Here is a 16,002-nt window from a genome sequence, read left to right as displayed (position 1 = left end):
GAGGTGCGGCCTTACAGAGGACCGCCCGCTTCGTGGACTTTGCGGACCCGGATGTCGTCTGCCCGGATGTGTGTGCCGTCCGGGGTGGTGTAGCTGAGCCGGGGAACCGGTTGGCCGGTCTCCGCGTCCACCAGGACCGAGTGTTGTTCCCCGGGGGTGAAGGTGTGATCCTGCCCCCATTGGCGCAGGCTGACGATGAGGTCGAAAAGTTCGGTGCCCTTGTCGGTCAAGACGTAGTCCTGGTAGCTGCTGCCGGCTGAGGGCTCGGCGCGCAGGATGCCGGCGTCGACAAGGTGGCGCAGTCGGGTGGCGAGGATGTTTTTGGCGATGCCGAGACTGCGCTGGAACTGGCTGAAGCGCCGGACGCCGTCGAAGGCGTCCCGGATGATCAGCAGGGACCACCGGTCGCCCACGATGTCAACGGTGCGGGCGACCGGACACGTCGGGTCGGTTGGCCGTGCGCTCATGACGACCTCCCTTCCGTACACCGCAGCACGTCACGTGGTTGCAAAATAAAACCGTTTCCCTCTATGGTGGTTGCATTCTACTACCGCCTGGTCGGGTCCGCAGTGCGTGACCCCGGATCGGCCACTAATGGAGCGTCCATGATCACATACCACCGTAAGATCCGCGTCGACGGCCTGGAGATCTTTTACCGGGAGGCCGGGGACCCCGCCAATCCGACGTTCCTCCTCCTGCACGGGTTCCCGGCCTCGTCGTTCATGTTCCGCCGACTCATCGAGCTGGTCGCCGACCGGTTCCATGTGATCGCCCCTGACTATCCCGGATTCGGGCACAGCGACGCGCCGTCTCCATCGCGGTTCGACTACACCTTCGACCGTCTCACCGACATCGTCGAACAACTCACCGAACACCTCGGCCTGACTCGGTATGGGCTCTACATGCAGGACTTCGGTGGTCCCGTCGGCTTCCGCCTGGCCACCCGCCATCCCGATCGCGTCGCGTTCCTTGTCGTCCAGAACGCCAACGCCTACGAGCAGGGCCTGCCCGACAGCTTCTGGAAGCCCCTGCGCGCGTTCTGGGCCGACCCCAGCACCGCCAACCGCGAGGCCATCCGCTCCGCGGGGATGTCCGACGCGGCGCTGGAGTGGAACTACACCCACGGAGTCGACGACCCGTCCCGCATCGACCCGGACAACTGGGTGCTGCAGAGCGCGTTGCTGAATCGTCCGGGCAACAAGGACGCCATGCTCGACCTGCTCTATGACTATCGCACCAACCCCGGCCTCTACCCCCGCTGGCACGAGTACTTCCGCACCCACCGGCCGCCGGCCCTGATCACCTGGGGCGCGGGCGACGAGATCTTCCCCGAAGCGGGAGCACATCCCTACCGCGACGACCTTCCGCACGCTGAGATCGTCATCCTGGACACCGGCCACTTCGCGCTGGAAGACCACGCCGAAACCATCGCGGATCACATCACGCGCTTCACAGCGCAACTGTGAGCCCACGACGGCTCCCCGTGAGCGCCTACCAGTCCCGGGTGGCGTCCACACCGGAGAAAAGGTGCTCACGCGCGTCGCGGAGATCGAGACCTTGGAGGGTTTCGGCTTCGGCCATGATGTGGTCGAGGGCTTCGTAGAGCTCTTCGCGTTCGACGGTCATGATGAAGCCGGCCCGGTGGTCGAGCGCGTTGAAGGCCTCGCCGTAGGCGCGTCCGATCTCTTCCAGGCGTGCCGGCCAGAGGCCGGCGGGATCTTCGGCGAGCGTCTTCAGGATCGACCTTCTCGTGGTCTTGTACTCCGCGACGGATTTCTTGTAGGTGGCACCGCCTATGCCGTCGCGGCCGTCCCAGTCGCGCAGCGGGTTGTTTCTGTTCTCCTCCACCCACTCGGGTGTGCGGACGCCGATGACGGAGACCAGGACACCCTTGGGGATCTCAGGGTTCCAGGTTGTGCGCATCACCGAGGCGTATTCGGCCGGGATGCCGTGGAGCTTCACCGATTCCAGCTCAGGCACCCGGCTCGGCGTCAAACGGTCGTCCTTGGTCATCCCGAACAGGTCGACGATGCCGATCCGCCGGAGCGAGGCGAGCCCGTTGAGACTGTGCGCGGCTGTGAGGGTGCCGAGGCGTCCGTACAGATCAAGATCGGTCAAGGCCGGGAAACACCGGACCAATCGCTCGCAGTCGAGGGAGTCGACCTCCCTGACGCTCAGATGCTTGACCTCTGAACGTGGCTCCGCCGACCGCCCAAAAAACTCGTTGAGCGTCTCACCGGTGTAGGCCGCCCGCCATGACCCGACGGGATCCTCGCGGATGCCGTTGTCCCAGCGGCGCTGATAAGCGAGCTGTAAACCCAGGTGCCATCCGCTGCCCCACATGTCCGCCGGCTGGTCGAGGAGAGGAGGGATCGTTCCGATGACCTTGTGGCTGCGAGGGAGGAGCCACTCCTTATTGCAGTAGGACAGCGTCCCGTTCCAGGTGTGATGGGTGAGTGCGAGAGGCGCGACGTCCCCCAGGTCGGACAGGCTTGACGGCTCGGGGCCGGACCAGGTCAGGTCAAGCACCGCCGCCGTCTGTGTCGCGGGGTCGAGCCGGATGATTTGCGCCGCCGTCCACTCGTCGAGGTGGCGGGAGTAGGCGGCCACCACGTCACCGGGGGCGAGAGGTCTCGGAGGTGCAGCGGGTTTGCGCTTCGACATGGCGTGATCTTAGGAAGGGCGGCCGACAGTTCTGCTGTGCCGTACCTCTGACGGTGAGTCCCGCTGGTTGAGGCCCTTTGGTCGTTGACGAGGATCACGGAGCGTTCTCGGCGATCAGCACGGTTCCGGCGGCGCCGTCGACGGTGATGATCTGCCCCGTCCTGATCTCCCGAGTGGCGTCACGGACGGAGATGACAGCGGGAATGCCGTATTCACGGGCCACCGTGGGACCGTGCGCCAGCGGCGCCCCGATCTCGGTCACCAGTCCGGCCGCCGTCAGGAACAGAGGCGTCCACCCGGGGTCGGTGGTGGGCGCCACGAGGATCTCGCCGGGCTCCACCCGGGCGTCCGCCGGGTCGTGCACGACGCGTGCCGGGCCCGTGGCGCGGCCGGGGGCGGCGGCCATCCCGACCAGGGTGCCCTCGGCAGGGGCGGCGGGTGGCCGCAGCGCCTCCACGTCGGTGCCATCCGACAACATCGCGATCGGCACGTGGCCCCGGCGCAGCTCCCGCTGGTAGGCCGCCTTGCGTGCCGCGATCAGCTCGCGGTGGTCGGCCCCGTCGTGTACGGCACCGCCCGCCTCGCCGAGGTCGAGGAACATGATGTCCTCGGCCCGGTCGAGCAGCCCGCGCCCGGCCAGGTCCTCCCCCACGAGCAGCAGGTGACGCCGGGTCTCACGCATCGGGTAGAGCCCGGCGAACTTCCCCGCCTCCCGCAGCCCGGCCAGCGATCGGGCCCGGCCGAGGAAGAACCCGGCCAGCGTGCCGCGGATCGGGCGCCTGCGCCGGGCCCGCCGTACGATCCGGGCGCGTGTGGCCTCCGCCTGGGCCGCCGCGCGGGCGAAGCGCCGGTCCGGCGCCTGATCGGGGTCGACGACCCGCAGATAGTTGGCGATGGCGGCGAACACCGGCGCCGGGTCCTCCTCCCAGCGCGGCAGCCCGATGTCGATCTCGGCCGCCGCCCGGTGGCCATATCTCGCGAGGAAGGCGGAGAGCCCCACGTCGGGCAGCGTGCCCTCGTGGTGCATGGCGGCGAGCCGGGCCGGCGGGGTGTCGCGCAGAAGCTCGCGGTGCGTCCCGGCGCGGGCGGCCATGCCCCAGATGGCCAGGTCCATCTCGACGGTCACGTTGTGCGGCATGCCGCCGAGCACCGTGTTCACCTCGGCCTCGGTGGCGACGCCTTTGAGCAGGGGCGCCGGGGCGGCGGCGGACAACACGCCCGCCATCAGCGGCCAGAAGAGGTCCTCGATGTGGGCGGCGGGCAGCTTGAGCCCTTCGATATAGGTCAGGCGGTCGGCTGAGGTGGTCACGCAGGCGGGTGCCGTACTCGCCCGCTTGAACCTCTCGACCCCGCGGAAGGCCCGCGCCCGCGCCGCGTCCGGCCGGGCCAGCGCGCGGGTGACGCCGATCAGGCCGCGGACCGCCCATTTGAGCAGACCGGCCGGGCCTCCCTTGTGGCCGGGCAGCGGGGCGAAGCGCGGGTCGGCGAGCACCTGGTCGAGCACCGCCGCGACTCTCGGGCCGAGGTCGGTGGCGACGATCGACGGCAGCCATTTGCGGGAGTTCGCGTCGCGCACGAGGTCGGTCAGGTCGATGTAGAGCCGTCCGGCGATGTCGACGATGTCGCCGGCGGTGCGCGGGGACATGCGCGCCGCCATGACCTTGATCGCGGAGATCCCCATCGGGGTGAACGGCCGCAGCACACCCTGGAACTGCCCGCCCAGCTCCAGATAGACGCGGAGCCCTGGCCGATCGGTGGGCGGCGGCGCGGGGAAGAGCGTGGTGATGGGGCGCGACTGGAGCAGCCACAGCACCCCGTCGTGGTCGAGCGCCCATTCGATGTCCTGCGGGCAGCCGAAGTGGTCCTGCAGCCGCCCGCCGCACGCGAGCAGCTCCTCCCGCACCTGGTCGGGCACAGCCTGGTCGGCGGCGACCCTGCCGTCGACGAGCGCGTCGCCGAGCCCGGCGACGGCGTTGACGACCATGTCGGTGCGGCTGCCGGTGACAGGGTCGGCGGTGAACAGCACGCCCGCCAGCGCGGGCTCGACCATGCGCTGCACGACGACCGCCATGTGGGCCTCGCCGATGCCGGCGGCGCGGCGGTAAGCGACGGCCCGCTCGCTGTGCAGGGAGTCCCAGCAGCGTTGTACGGCGGAAGCCAGCTCGTCCACGCCCACGACACCGAGGACGGTGTCCTGCTGCCCGGCGAAGCTGGCCTCGGGCAGGTCCTCGGCGGTGGCGCTGGAACGCACGGCCACCGGGCCCCCGCCGAGCCGCTCGTAGGCCGCGGCGAGCTCGCGCAGGGGCACGGTCCCGGCCTTGTGCGCCTCGGTCGTCAGGCAGAAACCGGCGGGAACCCGCTCCCCCGCTTTGATCATCTTGGCCAGGCCGACGGCCTTGCCGCCGGCCAGCTCCGCCATGGTGCCGTCGATCCGGTCCAGGTCGATGACGAGCACGTCGATGCCTCCCTTTTGCAATACGACTGCAATCTATCAGATCGCAATACGACTGCAATGTAAACTGGAGCCGTGCCCAAGAAGGTCGACCACCACGCGCGCCGCACCCTGATCGCCGACGCCCTCATGCGCGTCGCCGCCACCCAGGGGCTCGAAGCCGTCAGCATCCGCCATGTCGCCGCCGAGGCCGGAGTCTCAACCGGCATGGTGCAGCACTACTTCCGCACCAAGGACGAGATGATGAGATTCGCCATAGACGTCGTCGCCGACCGTGTGAAGGAGCGGGTCGCGGCAGGCGGGCACGGCGACACGCCCAAGGCCGCCGTGCGCGCCTTCCTCGTCCAGATGCTGCCACTCGACCGGACCCGGGTCATGGAGGCGCACGTGGCGCTGGCCTACCAGGCATATGCCGCGGTGCAGCCCGCCGTCGAGCGCGGGCGGCCCAAGAACGAGGCCACCCGCGCCCACATCGCCCGGCGCATCCGCGACGCGCACGAGCACGCCGGCACCAAGCCGCCGTGCGACCCAGACCTGGCCGCCACGACCCTCATCGGCCTCGTCGAGGGACTGGGCGTGCAGGTGCTCCGCCGCCACTACCCCGGCGGGCACGCCCTCGCCGCCCTCGACGCCTACCTGGACTACGCCTTCGGCCCCTGAAGGCCGAGGGCCCGGCGGAGGAAGTGCAGCTCGTGCAGGAGCAGGCTCTCCTGCACGACCAGGTGGTTCGCGCCCGGCAGCGGCAGCACCTCGTGCGGCCTGCCCGCCGCCAGCAGCGCCGCCGACATGCGCAGCGTGTGCGCGGCGACCACGTTGTCGTCGGCGAGACCGTGCACGAGCAGCAGCGGCCGGGTCAGCGCCGCCGCCTCCCGGATCGGCGAACACCTGTCGTACGCCTCGGGATGCTCGGCCGGATGCCCGAGATGCCGCTCCCGGAAATGGGTGTCGTACATCCGCTGATCGGTCACAGGCGCCCCCGCGACGGCGGCGTGGAACACGTCCGGCCGCCGCAACACCGCCGTCAACGCCAGGAACCCGCCGAACGACCAACCCCGGATGCCCACCCGGGAGACGTCAAGCGCGGGAAACCGCTCAGCCGCCGCGGCGAGCCCGTCCACCTGGTCCTCCAGCACCGGCCCCGCCAGGTCGTGCCGCAACTCCATCTCCCACGCCGGTCCCCGCCCGGGAGTGCCCCGCCCGTCCACGGCGAGTACGGCGAAGCCCTCCTCGGCGAACCACTGCGACGCATACGTCCACCAGGTCCGCGCCGCCAGCACCTTGCGCAGCGCGGGCCCGCCGTAGGGGTCCATGAGCACGGGCAGCGGGCCGTCGCCCGGCCGGTGCCACGACGGCAGGAACAGCGCGGCCCGCAACTCGCGCGGTCCCAGCGTGAGCAGCCGCATGTCCGGCTCCAGCACGGGCCGCTCGGCGCGGGAGGCGATGCGTGCGCTCCGCCCGTCGGCGGCGCGGACCGTCACCACCCCGGGGCCGGTCAGCGTGGCGGAGACCGTGACCGTCGTGCCTCCGGCAGCCGTGCCGCCGTGAACACCGGGCTCGGTGCTGAGGCGCCGCACACCCCTGTCCTGTCCGTATTCCCACAGGTGGATCTCGGTGGGTTCGCCGGAGGCGGTGAACAGCACTCTCTCACCGTCGACCGCGACCACCTCCTCCAACTGGAGCCCGGGCGGGGTGACCGGGCGCCCGGCGACGAGGAGCCGCCGCGTGTCGTCCAGGTCGGCGGAGGTGAGCAGTGTGCCGGCCGCGGTGCGGGCGGGCAGGCCGGGCACGAGCCGCACCCAGTCGTCGTCGTACTGCTCGTGCAGCACCTCGGCCGCGCCCGTGGCGGCGTCGACGCCGAGGACCTGGAAGCGGCGCTGGTCGCGGCTCTGCACGGCGGCATACGGGCCGGAGGCGTCCCAGCCCGCGGCGGTCAGATACTCGAACCGCCCGGAGTCCCACGCGACGGGGATCGGCGGGCCGTCCAGGCCGGCGATCCAGAGGGACACGTCGGCGTTGGCCGTGCCGACGACGGGATAGCGGAAGGCGGCCGGCGGTGCGGCGGGATCGGCCGGATCGGAGATGTACCACCGCTGCACGGGTGAGTTGTCCACCCGTGCCACCAGCAGCGCCCGCCCGTCCGGCGCCCACCAGTAGCCGCGGTCCCGCCCCATCTCCTCCGCCGCCACATGCTCGGGCAGCCCGAAGACCACCTCGTCGCCGTCCGGCTCGGCCACCGCGCGGTCGGCGCCCCCGAGGTCCTGGACGCGCAGCGCGCCCCGGCACACATAGGCGACGCGCCGGCCGGCCGGATCGGGGCGGGGGGCCACCACTGGACCGGGGGTGTCCAGCGGGCGCACCTCACCCGTGGCCGGGCGGACCGTCCACAGCCGCCCCTCCAGGGCGAAGGCCAGCGTCTCGCAGGCGGCGTCGGCGGCGAAGTCGACGATCCCGGACGACATCTCCCCGGCCCGCCTCCGCCTGGCCGCCTCCTCCGCCGGCGGCCGGCCACCGGCCTCGGCACGGTCCACGTCGGCACGGTCCAGCTCGGCGGGGTTTAGCTCGGCGGGGTCAACGAGAAGGGTCTCCGCGCCGGTGGCGCAGTCGAACGACCACAGGCGGGATATGGGGTCGTCCCCCGCCGTGGAACGCAGGAAGAAAACGGTCCGCCCGTCGGGGAAGACGGTGAGACGGCGCGGCACTCCAAGGGTGAAACGCTTGGTCCGGGCCAGTTGCCCGGGAAGCGAGAAAACCGACATGAGGCTGCTCCTAAAATCGCGAATCTGCGGTAGAAAGCAGCCTGGCCGCACCCCTGATCGGAGCACGGCCTACACAGGGACTATACGCATATAGACGTCGATATAGTCAAATGCTCGTTCCCGTCGGGGATGTGGCGCCCCCTATGCGATAGTGCAGAAGCCGATCTCACCGTCGGTGCACTGGGAACGGTCACACTCGCTATCCGAACCGGATGGGATACGTGCGCATCGTTGTCGAAAACGTGGATTTCTCCTACCGCGGGCTTTTCCGCCCCCGGGGCAAACCGGTGCTGCGGGGAGCCTCCTGGACCGTCGAACCGGGCGTGACCGGCCTGATGGGCCCCAACGGCGCGGGCAAGACCACATTGCTGTCGCTGCTGGTCACCCTGGCGGCCCCGCAGCACGGCCGCGTGCTGATCGGCGAGCACGACGTCTCCCGCCCCGCCGGACGCCGGGAGGCCCGCCGCCTTCTCGGATTCGTGCCGCAGCGGTTCTCCCTCGCCGGTGAACTCACCGTCGCCGACACCGTCTCCTACGCCGCCTGGGTCAACGGAGTCCCCCGCCGCGCCTGCGGCGGCGCGGCGGCCGGCGCACTCGCCCTTGTGGACGCGGCTGCGCTCGCGGCCAGGAAGGTGCGCACTCTGTCGGGCGGGGAACGCCAGCGCGTCGGCATCGCCGCCGCACTCGCCCACGACCCGAGGATCCTCGTCCTCGACGAGCCGACCGTCGGGCTCGACCCCGGACAGCGGCTGCGCGCCCGGGAGGTGATCGCGCGACTGGGCGCGAGCCGTACCGTGCTGCTCTCCACCCACCTCGTCGAGGACGTCGCCCACCTGTGTGAGCGGGTCGGCGTGCTGGCGGCGGGCCGCATCGCGTTCCAGGGGACGTTCGCCGAGCTTGAGGCGCTCGCCGAGGACTCGGACCCCGGCAGGAGGTACGGCTCGGCCTTCGAGCACGCCTACGACAGGCTGATCGCCCGGGTCGGGGCAACGTCGTGAGGCTGAACGCCTGGTTCCTCCCCGTGGTTGCCGCGGGGGTCGCGGCGCTCGCCTGGGGCGGGGTCGCCGAGCAGGTGGACTGGCGGGCACTGCACTGGGGGCACACCTCGGGGCAGTTCGCCAGGCAGCTCGTACTCCCGGGCATCCTGACGGCGGCCGCGGCGAGCCACCTGGCGGCGCGGCTGACACCCCGCACCCGCGTCTTCGCCCAGCCGTGGTCCGTGCGCGCCGGCAGTCCCGTGGTGCTCAGGCACCTCGGGCAGCTGCTGGGGTGGTTCGTCCCCGCCTATCTGCTGGGACTGGCGCCCTTGGTGTGGAGTACGGCACAGCGGAACGCATTCGGCAGCCCCGACCTTCTGCTAGCCGCCGGGGCAGTGGTCGGGCTGTCGGCGTTTGTGGCGCTGGGCTATCTGATCGGGGTGCTCACGCAGAACCTCCTCGCCGTGCCGCTGACGGTGACGACGGTGTTCCTCGTGGCCGGCCTGCCGCACCTCGACGACGCGTGGAACGCCGTCGTCCCCACCATGCCGCAGGTTCCCAGGTTAGGCCGCGAGCAGCCGGCCGGGTTGTCGCTCTACCGGCTGTCGGCCGCGGTGGTGTTCTGCCTGGTGTTCGGGTGGCTGGCCGCACGCATGTTGAGGGGGCGACGGCGGCCGGCCCCGGTCCACGGGCTGCTGGTGATCCCGGTCGCGATGGTGGTGTTCCCGCTGCTGCGCCCACTGGAGGCGGTCACCGCTCTGCCGGGCCGCCAGGTGTGCGAGTCGCACGGCGGCGTCACCTATTGCGTCCACGAGGGGCACCGCGCCGAGCTGGCGCCGATCCGTGACGCCGCCGCCCCGATCTTCGCCGCTCTCGGCCCACACGTCACAGGTGTACGGCAGGTGCGTGACATGGCCTTGGCCTTGCCGCCCGCCCAGGCCGGCACTGTGAGGCTGACCGTCGCACCGGGCTGGGATCCGGCCGAGGAGGTGCCGGGGGAAGTCGCCAACACCATGCTGTCCCGGCTGTCCCGCTGCGCCTTCGCTTCGTTCTCGATCGGCGACGGCGCCACGGTGGACGAACGCCGCGCCTACGTCATATCCGAGTTCGGCCACTGGTTGCGGAGCCGGTCGGCGGGCTTGGCCGTACCGAGCGGAGGGCTCTTCGAGCGGGCGCGGCCCGAGCAGGTCCGGCGGTGGGTCACAGAGCGGCGTGCGGAGATCGCCGCCTGCACTGTGGACCCTGAGGAGCTGCCGTGGCGCTGAGCCTGCTGCTGCGCACCCGCATGATCGTGCCGGCGCTGCTGGTGAGCGTCGCCGCCTCCGTGGTGGCCTTCCTCGCTGCGCGGTACGCGATCGTCGTCGACGTCTTTGGGCCCGCCGTCCGGGCCCCGCGTGTCCCCGTGATCGAGGTGGTCGCGGTCGCGACCTCTGTGGCCGTGGCGTGGCTGCTCCGGCCGCGGTTCTGGGAGTGGGAGAAACTGGGCGGCGCTCACGTGCGCCGGCTGGCGGCGGGCACGGCGCTGGCCGGGATGCTCCTGCCGCTGCTGCCCGTCTGCGCGGGCGTCGTGCGGGTCCCGGGGGACGCACGGGCGTGGCTGCTGCTGCCGGCTGTGGCGTTGTTGTCGGCGGTGACGTTCGCCGGGGCGGCCCTCGCCGGGCCCGTGTTCGGGGGGCTGCTGTCGGCGGCGGTGCTCTTCGGCGGCGCGGTGCTGGTGAACCTTCAGCCCGGGGCGGCGCACCTGCTGCCCATCGCCTATGCGACGGGCCGGGGGCTCCAGGTGCCGCTCCTGCCGGGCTGGTGGCTGGCGGCGCCCGTCGCCGTGGCACTGGCCGTCGCCGTGCATGCCCTCACCTGCGGGGCCAGTGCCCGATCACGCCGGTTGTCGCGCGAGGACGAGTGAGGCGGTCAATCCTCGCGCCACCCCTCGTATTCCTCCAGCAGAGCGTCGATCCTGCCCGTCAGCGCTGAATCGGCCTCCTCGACGACGACCACCCACTGGGCGTCCTCGGCGTCGTCCTCCCCGGCGAGCGTCTCCCGCACGACGCGCGGCTCCTCGCCCAGCCATTCGCCGAGCGTCTCGGCGACCTCCTCGGCCTCCTCCCGACCGGCGAACACGAGCAGGTGTCTCATGCCGCCCAAGCGTAACGACACCCCGGCGGCCTCGTCGTCCCCGCCGTGTGTCAGGGGTCCAGGGGGCCGAGCAGCCAGCTTCCCGTCGAGCCGGGATGGTCGTCGAAGTAGAACTCGCGGATGGCTTCGAGAAGGTCGTCGGTGGTGATGTGGCCGTTCCCGTCGTGGTCCAGGCGGCGGAACACCTCCTTGGCGTCCGTTTCGGGCATGCCCATGAGGGCGCCGGTCCACCGCACCTGCTCGTCCTCGCTGAGCCTGCCGTCGCCGTCCTCGTCCGCGATGGCCATGATGGCCTCAAGGAACGGCAGGTAGCCGTCGTCGAAGGAGTCCGGGGTCTCCAGCAGCCCGTCGGCGAACGCCTTCTTGTATTCCCGTACGGTGATGCGCCCGTCGGCGTCGGCGTCGGCCACGGTGGAGAGGTGGGCCCAGAGGCCGAGGGAGAGTTCGGTCAGGCGGCGCAGTGGCGGCGTCTCGGGTTCGAGGCCGAACTCCCTGCCGAGGCGGGCGACCGATAGCTCGAAGTCCTCACGTGCGATGAATCCATCGCCGTCGCTGTCGAAGGTGTCGAAACGGCGGGTGAGCTTGCGGTCGAGAAAGGGGGATATTTCCACGAATCCTCCGTGTAGTTCCCGCACACATCGGCGGGATCATCGTGAGCTTAACGTCATCCCGGGCGGCAGCATAGATCCATGTTTGGTACCGCGTATGCCGTACGAATTGGCCGGTGACGTCGGATTTTTCGTATTTTGAGGTGGAGGTTTGGGGAAAGTGGTCGTCTGGGATCTCGGAAGGGAGCGTCGTGATTGACCCCTTTTTCGGGTGTGCTTTCCATTTACGGGAACTCTGACGCGGCGTGGCACCCTGGAATGGCAACCGGTGGCTGTGAGCATCTTTGTGTGACGTTGGGGGAAAGCGTCCCCCGCTCATATAGGACAGACAGCAGAGAACGGTGCCCTGATGCCCACTTCCCAACCCCGCAAGAACGCCACGGCCCCCCGCGCCCTGCCGATCAGCGGGTTGGCGAAGCTGGCGCTCGCGGGCACGCTCACCGCCGGCCTTGCCGTACCCCCCGCCCTGGCCTCCCGGGGGGCCGACGATCCGTGGGTCCGCCAGGAGAGCCCCGAGGCCACCTCCTCGCCCGAGCCCACCTCGACCGCCGAGGAGCCGGAGCCGTCCGAATCGCCCACGGCGGTCAGCCCGGAGAGGCGCCGGTGCTTCGAGCGCACGTTCTTCAAAGCCGACAACTTCGTGCCGCACAACTTCTACGTCCCCCGCACACGCTTCATCGACGGGCCGGGCGGCGAGATGACGGTGTCGATCACCCGCGAGCACGAGGTGCGCGCGTTCATCGAGCACGAATATCAGAAGGAGCTCGCGATCACCGAGCTGGACCTGGTCCGCTCACTGCGCAAGCAGGTGACCCCCCACCTTGAGGTGCGGCACATGGTCTTCGCCGGCCACGAATACACCCACAAGATCAACAAGGGCAGGTTCGGCAACATGTGGTATCGCGTGCTCGGCTACCGCGTCGGGTGGTCGGCCTGGTCCCAGCTGACCAACTGCCACCGCCGCAGGATCACTACCGGCATCGCCAACATCCCGGCCAGGGTGGAGGGCTGGATCTTCTGGGAGACCCGGCACCCGTGGTCCAAGCCCCGCAAGAAGTCCAAGAAGAACGGCAAAAACGGCAAGAACGGCAACGGCAAGGACCACACCCTGCTCGCCAGGCCCGGCCACTTCGACCGGACCTACCCCGTCAACGGCGAGGACAGCTGACACCAGGTCATCGGGCCGGTGCGGAGGTGAGGCCGCACAGGCCGCAGCCGAAGACCGGTCGGCCGCGCGTCATCGGCCCTCCGCCGGGCCGGCCACGCCGTACCGCTTGGTCGACAGCCACCAAGGCGGCCCGCTCGCTCTTGCCGTTCAACACCCCTCGATCGAGCAACTCAAGCCCGGCGCAAGGTGGTCTCCTCGCTTGGCTGCGGCTCTGTCGACGGCCTCGTGCAGTGCGGCCCGGCTGGGCATGCCCTCGATCCTGATGTCCTCGATGAGGATCGTGGGGACGGCGGTGATACGCCGCGCGGCGGCCTCGGCCAGCGCCGCTCGGTGTGCTTGGGCGTATCGGCCGCTCTCCAAGGCGGCGCGATACGCGGTGGCGGGCAGCCCAAGCTCGGCGGCCAGATTCTCCAGCACGTCGAGGTCGCCGATGTCGAGCCCGTCTTCGAAGAAGGCCCGCAGCATGCGGTCGTTGTAGGCGTCGGCCAGGTGGTGCTCCTTGGCGAACTGGTAACCCTCGAAGGCCAGGCGGGTGTAGGGCTGCGGCGAGACGTCCGGCAGCCGGACGGCGACACCCATGGTCTTGGCCATCGGGTAGACCACCCGCGACCAGATGCCGCGCAGATAGTCGCCTTCCGGGCGCAGCGTGGGGGTGGGCTCGGGCCGCAGCTCGAATGGCATCCACTCGACGGAGACGTCGTGGCCGGCGGTGGCTTCGGCGAGCGGCTGCTTGGCCAGCAGGCAGAAGGGGCAGACGTAGTCGGACCAGACCTTGATGCGCACAGTCAAGACCAAGTCCTTTCAGCGGGTGAGCCAGGTGCGGAACGGCTCCTGCGCGCCTTCGACGGGCAGGTGCAGCGGGGACAGCCGCCACTGCTCGACGGGGACGGCGAAGAGGTCGTAGGAAGAGGCATAGTCGAAGCCGGCGGACGCGGCGGCGTGCCGGTCGGTGGCGAAGACGATCCGGCTGACGCCGGACCACAGGGCGGTCACATAGCAGAGCGGGCAGGGCTCGCCCGAGGCGAGCAGCGTGGTGCCGGCGAGGGCGTCGGGCCCGTGTTCGCGGGCCGCCTCGCGCAGGGCGACGATCTCGGCGTGCGCGGTCGGGTCGCGGTGCGCCCTGACCCGGTTGACGCCCGAGCCGAGCACGGTCCCCGTGTCGTCCACGACGAGCCCGGCGAACGGGATGCCGCCGGCGTGGACCTCGGCGGTGGCCAGGGCGACGGTTTGGGTCAGGCGCTCGGTGAGCCAGGCGGGTGGGGTGGCATTCGGCATCGCGGTTCAGATCCCCGTGGCGATCTTGAGGAGGGCGACGCCCCCGATGATCGCGGCGAACGAGCCGAGCTTGGCGAGGGTGATCTTCTCCTTATAGATGAGGGCGCCGAGGGTGACCGTACCGATGGAGCCGACGCCGGTCCAGATGGTGTAGCCGACACCGACGTCCAGCGTCTTGAGCGCCAGGCTCAGGGTGAAGATGCCGCCGGCGGCCGACAGCAGCGTGAAGACCGACGGCCAGAGCCGGGTGAAGCCCTTGGTGGCGTTGGTGCCGAGGGCGAAGCCGATCTCGAAGACGATCGCGATGGAGAGGTAGATCCAGGCCATGATGACGTTTCCTTCGGGCACGAAGTGACAGGGAGGGGTGTTCAGGCCGCGGACGGCTTCTCGGCGGTCAGGCGGTCGGAGAGCTTGAGGCCCAGCACGCCGCCGATGATCAGGATGAAGGCAAGCACCTTCCAGACGGTGAACTCCTCATCGAAGATCACAGCGCCGAACACGACCGTGCCGACCGAGCCGATGCCCGTCCAGATGGTGTAGCCGACACCGACGTCCAGCGTCTTGAGCGCCAGGCTCAGGAAGAAGATGCCGATGGCCGCCGCCGCGGCCGTGAGCAAGGACGGCCACAGTTGGGTGAAGCCCTCGGTGGCGTTGGTGGCCAGGGCGAAGACGACTTCGAAGACGGCCGCTATGAGCAGGTAGATCCAGGCCACGAGATGGCTCCTATTTGTATGTACGTGCAAGTTTCTTCCGAGACAGAAGCTTGCATGTACATGTATGCTTCTGTCAAGCCGGTCTCAGGACAGATCGGGAAGGCGATAAGAACGAGGAGGTCTCATGACTCCCGCAGGCCCCGGCCCGGTTGACGCGCCGCCCGTCTCGGATCTCGCTGCGACCTGGCAGCACATCCTCCTCCTGCACACTCGCGTGGAGAACAAGCTCGCCGCCGCGCTGCAGCGAAGGCACGGCATCGGCCTGTCGGAGTTCCGCGCGCTGGGCCATCTCGCCGCCTCCCCCACCTCCGAACTGCGCATGCAGGAGCTGGCCGACAAGGTCGGGCTCAACCAGAGTTCGGTGACCCGGCTGGTGGCGCGACTGAGCACGGCGGACTTCGCCGTCCGGGACCTTTGCCCGGACGACAAGCGGGGGGTCTACACGGTCATCACCGAGACCGGCCGGACGCGACACGCCGAAGCGAGCCACACCTATGAGGAGACGCTGAAAGGCGCCCTGGAGGAGGCGAAGCAGGCGGACCCGCACCTGGCCGCCGCCCTCACGGCGTTGGGCGCCACACGCTGAGTGCCCACACCGACGGCTCCCCGTCCGCTCCTGCCGCGCGCCGGCGCGGCAGTCCACATGCGGGCCTGTACGGCGAAGCAGCCTTTGCGCCCCAGCAGGTTCAAGGACGTTGTGGGGGTCAGGTCAGCGCAGATGCCTGACGCGGCTGACCGCCGCGACCACCGGGCCGCCGCGCTTGCCGCGCCTCTGAGCTCATGGGGCGCCGGCCGGGCGGCTCAGCAGTTCGCGGGCCAGCGCCTCACCCCACCAGTGCTCGATCCGGTCGGGCGACCAGAGGCGTTCGGTGCGGAGGGTGGTGTAGACGTCGATATTGCACAGGGCGGCGTAGATGTCGACGGCGGTGGGGACGTCCAGGCCGGCCAGGTCTTCCTGGCCATCGCGGTGCTCGGCTTCACCGCCGCCGGAGCCGGCCTCGCGTTCATCCCCGCCTTCACCGAACTGTCGCCGGTGGAGCTCCGTACGGCCCTCACCGCCGACCACCCACCCGTGATCGCGGATGCCATGATCGGCGTTGTGGCCGCCGCCAGTGGCACGACCGCCCCGATCCTCCCAGGGGTGCACCTGGCCACCGGTAGCCCGCCGGGCACATATGCCGAGTGGGCCATCAGACATGCCGACCACTTCCGCTGACGCCGAAGGGAGCGGGAACGGACCTATCCCGTCAACGGCG

The 16,002-nt window shown here is 70.2% G+C and carries 18 protein-coding genes; 8 read left to right on the top strand and 10 right to left on the bottom strand.

Features of this window, described 5'->3' with window-relative positions:
- Positions 1–11: 11 nt before the first annotated feature.
- Entirely contained in the window at positions 12–467 is a 456-nt protein-coding gene (locus Ssi02_RS22300; RefSeq protein ID WP_204028721.1) for a winged helix-turn-helix transcriptional regulator, read from the bottom strand.
- A gap of 138 nt (positions 468–605) precedes the next feature.
- On the opposite strand from Ssi02_RS22300, the gene Ssi02_RS22295 reads away from it, so the two are divergent.
- Positions 606–1,466 carry an alpha/beta fold hydrolase gene (locus Ssi02_RS22295; protein ID WP_204028719.1) on the top strand — a complete coding sequence of 287 codons (861 nt, stop codon included), beginning with the start codon at positions 606–608 and terminating at the stop codon, positions 1,464–1,466.
- Between the two features lie 25 nt (positions 1,467–1,491).
- On the opposite strand, the gene Ssi02_RS22290 is transcribed toward Ssi02_RS22295, so the two are convergent.
- Both Ssi02_RS22290 and Ssi02_RS22285 read right to left on the bottom strand, forming a co-directional pair.
- The gene (locus Ssi02_RS22290; protein WP_204028717.1) at positions 1,492–2,664 is read right to left on the bottom strand and encodes a hypothetical protein; all 1,173 of its coding nucleotides are present in this window, start codon (positions 2,662–2,664) and stop codon (positions 1,492–1,494) included.
- 94 nt (positions 2,665–2,758) lie between these two features.
- Positions 2,759–5,119, bottom strand: coding sequence for a PEP/pyruvate-binding domain-containing protein (locus Ssi02_RS22285; protein ID WP_204028715.1), 2,361 nt, complete (start codon positions 5,117–5,119; stop codon positions 2,759–2,761).
- A 72-nt stretch (positions 5,120–5,191) separates the two neighbouring features.
- Here Ssi02_RS22285 and Ssi02_RS22280 point away from each other — a divergent pair, with 72 nt between their 5' ends.
- Complete coding sequence (locus Ssi02_RS22280; RefSeq protein WP_204028713.1) at positions 5,192–5,776, top strand: TetR/AcrR family transcriptional regulator; 585 nt, start codon at positions 5,192–5,194, stop codon at positions 5,774–5,776.
- On the opposite strand, the gene Ssi02_RS22275 is transcribed toward Ssi02_RS22280, so the two are convergent.
- Positions 5,758–7,872, bottom strand: coding sequence for a S9 family peptidase (locus tag Ssi02_RS22275; RefSeq protein ID WP_204028706.1), 2,115 nt, complete (start codon positions 7,870–7,872; stop codon positions 5,758–5,760). The two genes, Ssi02_RS22280 and Ssi02_RS22275, sit on opposite strands and share 19 nt — an antisense overlap.
- 221 nt (positions 7,873–8,093) lie before the next feature.
- On the opposite strand from Ssi02_RS22275, the gene Ssi02_RS22270 reads away from it, so the two are divergent.
- Genes Ssi02_RS22270 through Ssi02_RS22260 form a run of 3 tightly spaced genes read left to right on the top strand, consistent with a single transcriptional unit; the run spans position 8,094 to position 10,752 of the window.
- Entirely contained in the window at positions 8,094–8,870 is a 777-nt protein-coding gene (locus Ssi02_RS22270) for an ATP-binding cassette domain-containing protein (RefSeq protein WP_239129357.1), read from the top strand.
- Complete coding sequence (locus Ssi02_RS22265; RefSeq protein WP_204028701.1) at positions 8,867–10,114, top strand: ABC transporter permease; 1,248 nt, start codon at positions 8,867–8,869, stop codon at positions 10,112–10,114. Before Ssi02_RS22270 ends, Ssi02_RS22265 begins: the two co-directional genes overlap by 4 nt.
- The gene (locus tag Ssi02_RS22260; RefSeq protein WP_204028700.1) at positions 10,105–10,752 is read left to right on the top strand and encodes a hypothetical protein; all 648 of its coding nucleotides are present in this window, start codon (positions 10,105–10,107) and stop codon (positions 10,750–10,752) included. Before Ssi02_RS22265 ends, Ssi02_RS22260 begins: the two co-directional genes overlap by 10 nt.
- Positions 10,753–10,757: 5 nt before the next feature.
- On the opposite strand, the gene Ssi02_RS22255 is transcribed toward Ssi02_RS22260, so the two are convergent.
- Together Ssi02_RS22255 and Ssi02_RS22250 are read right to left on the bottom strand one after the other, a co-directional pair.
- Positions 10,758–10,982 carry a hypothetical protein gene (locus Ssi02_RS22255; protein ID WP_204028698.1) on the bottom strand — a complete coding sequence of 75 codons (225 nt, stop codon included), beginning with the start codon at positions 10,980–10,982 and terminating at the stop codon, positions 10,758–10,760.
- A 50-nt stretch (positions 10,983–11,032) separates the two neighbouring features.
- Complete coding sequence (locus Ssi02_RS22250; protein WP_204028696.1) at positions 11,033–11,593, bottom strand: EF-hand domain-containing protein; 561 nt, start codon at positions 11,591–11,593, stop codon at positions 11,033–11,035.
- Between the two features lie 346 nt (positions 11,594–11,939).
- On the opposite strand from Ssi02_RS22250, the gene Ssi02_RS22245 reads away from it, so the two are divergent.
- Positions 11,940–12,758: a hypothetical protein gene (locus tag Ssi02_RS22245; protein ID WP_204028694.1), complete on the top strand. Its 819-nt coding sequence runs from the start codon at positions 11,940–11,942 to the stop codon at positions 12,756–12,758.
- Between the two features lie 147 nt (positions 12,759–12,905).
- Here the strand turns inward: Ssi02_RS22245 and Ssi02_RS22240 are convergent, their stop codons facing one another.
- Genes Ssi02_RS22240 through Ssi02_RS22225 form a run of 4 tightly spaced genes read right to left on the bottom strand, consistent with a single transcriptional unit; the run spans position 12,906 to position 14,746 of the window.
- Positions 12,906–13,541, bottom strand: coding sequence for a DsbA family oxidoreductase (locus tag Ssi02_RS22240; protein ID WP_239129412.1), 636 nt, complete (start codon positions 13,539–13,541; stop codon positions 12,906–12,908).
- A gap of 18 nt (positions 13,542–13,559) precedes the next feature.
- Complete coding sequence (locus Ssi02_RS22235; RefSeq protein WP_204028684.1) at positions 13,560–14,033, bottom strand: nucleoside deaminase; 474 nt, start codon at positions 14,031–14,033, stop codon at positions 13,560–13,562.
- 6 nt (positions 14,034–14,039) lie between these two features.
- On the bottom strand, positions 14,040–14,360 hold the full coding sequence (locus Ssi02_RS22230) for a DMT family transporter (RefSeq protein ID WP_204028682.1): 321 nt from the start codon (positions 14,358–14,360) through the stop codon (positions 14,040–14,042).
- A gap of 41 nt (positions 14,361–14,401) precedes the next feature.
- Positions 14,402–14,746: a DMT family transporter gene (locus Ssi02_RS22225; protein ID WP_204028680.1), complete on the bottom strand. Its 345-nt coding sequence runs from the start codon at positions 14,744–14,746 to the stop codon at positions 14,402–14,404.
- Between the two features lie 124 nt (positions 14,747–14,870).
- Here Ssi02_RS22225 and Ssi02_RS22220 point away from each other — a divergent pair, with 124 nt between their 5' ends.
- Both Ssi02_RS22220 and Ssi02_RS22215 read left to right on the top strand, forming a co-directional pair.
- Entirely contained in the window at positions 14,871–15,332 is a 462-nt protein-coding gene (locus Ssi02_RS22220) for a MarR family winged helix-turn-helix transcriptional regulator (RefSeq protein ID WP_204028675.1), read from the top strand.
- Positions 15,333–15,464: 132 nt separating this feature from the next.
- Positions 15,465–15,962, top strand: coding sequence for a hypothetical protein (locus Ssi02_RS22215; protein WP_204028669.1), 498 nt, complete (start codon positions 15,465–15,467; stop codon positions 15,960–15,962).
- Positions 15,963–16,002: the final 40 nt, after the last annotated feature.

It is taken from the genome of Sinosporangium siamense (assembly GCF_016863435.1).
Classification (GTDB): Bacteria; Actinomycetota; Actinomycetes; order Streptosporangiales; family Streptosporangiaceae; genus Sinosporangium; species Sinosporangium siamense.
Note: the sequence above shows the minus strand (reverse complement) of the source record. Positions and strands in the feature narration are given on the sequence as shown.

What these genes read in the sequence shown, in the direction of transcription:
- Ssi02_RS22300 (WP_204028721.1), bottom strand. Translation starts at nt 467, where the DNA reads ATGAGCGCACGGCCAACCGACCCGACGTGTCCGGTCGCCCGCACCGTT.
- Ssi02_RS22235 (WP_204028684.1), bottom strand. Translation starts at nt 14,033, where the DNA reads ATGCCGAATGCCACCCCACCCGCCTGGCTCACCGAGCGCCTGACCCAA.
- Ssi02_RS22220 (WP_204028675.1), top strand. Translation starts at nt 14,871, where the DNA reads ATGACTCCCGCAGGCCCCGGCCCGGTTGACGCGCCGCCCGTCTCGGAT.
- Ssi02_RS22255 (WP_204028698.1), bottom strand. Translation starts at nt 10,982, where the DNA reads ATGAGACACCTGCTCGTGTTCGCCGGTCGGGAGGAGGCCGAGGAGGTC.
- Ssi02_RS22245 (WP_204028694.1), top strand. Translation starts at nt 11,940, where the DNA reads ATGCCCACTTCCCAACCCCGCAAGAACGCCACGGCCCCCCGCGCCCTG.
- Ssi02_RS22275 (WP_204028706.1), bottom strand. Translation starts at nt 7,872, where the DNA reads ATGTCGGTTTTCTCGCTTCCCGGGCAACTGGCCCGGACCAAGCGTTTC.
- Ssi02_RS22290 (WP_204028717.1), bottom strand. Translation starts at nt 2,664, where the DNA reads ATGTCGAAGCGCAAACCCGCTGCACCTCCGAGACCTCTCGCCCCCGGT.
- Ssi02_RS22215 (WP_204028669.1), top strand. Translation starts at nt 15,465, where the DNA reads ATGCCTGACGCGGCTGACCGCCGCGACCACCGGGCCGCCGCGCTTGCC.
- Ssi02_RS22230 (WP_204028682.1), bottom strand. Translation starts at nt 14,360, where the DNA reads ATGGCCTGGATCTACCTCTCCATCGCGATCGTCTTCGAGATCGGCTTC.
- Ssi02_RS22295 (WP_204028719.1), top strand. Translation starts at nt 606, where the DNA reads ATGATCACATACCACCGTAAGATCCGCGTCGACGGCCTGGAGATCTTT.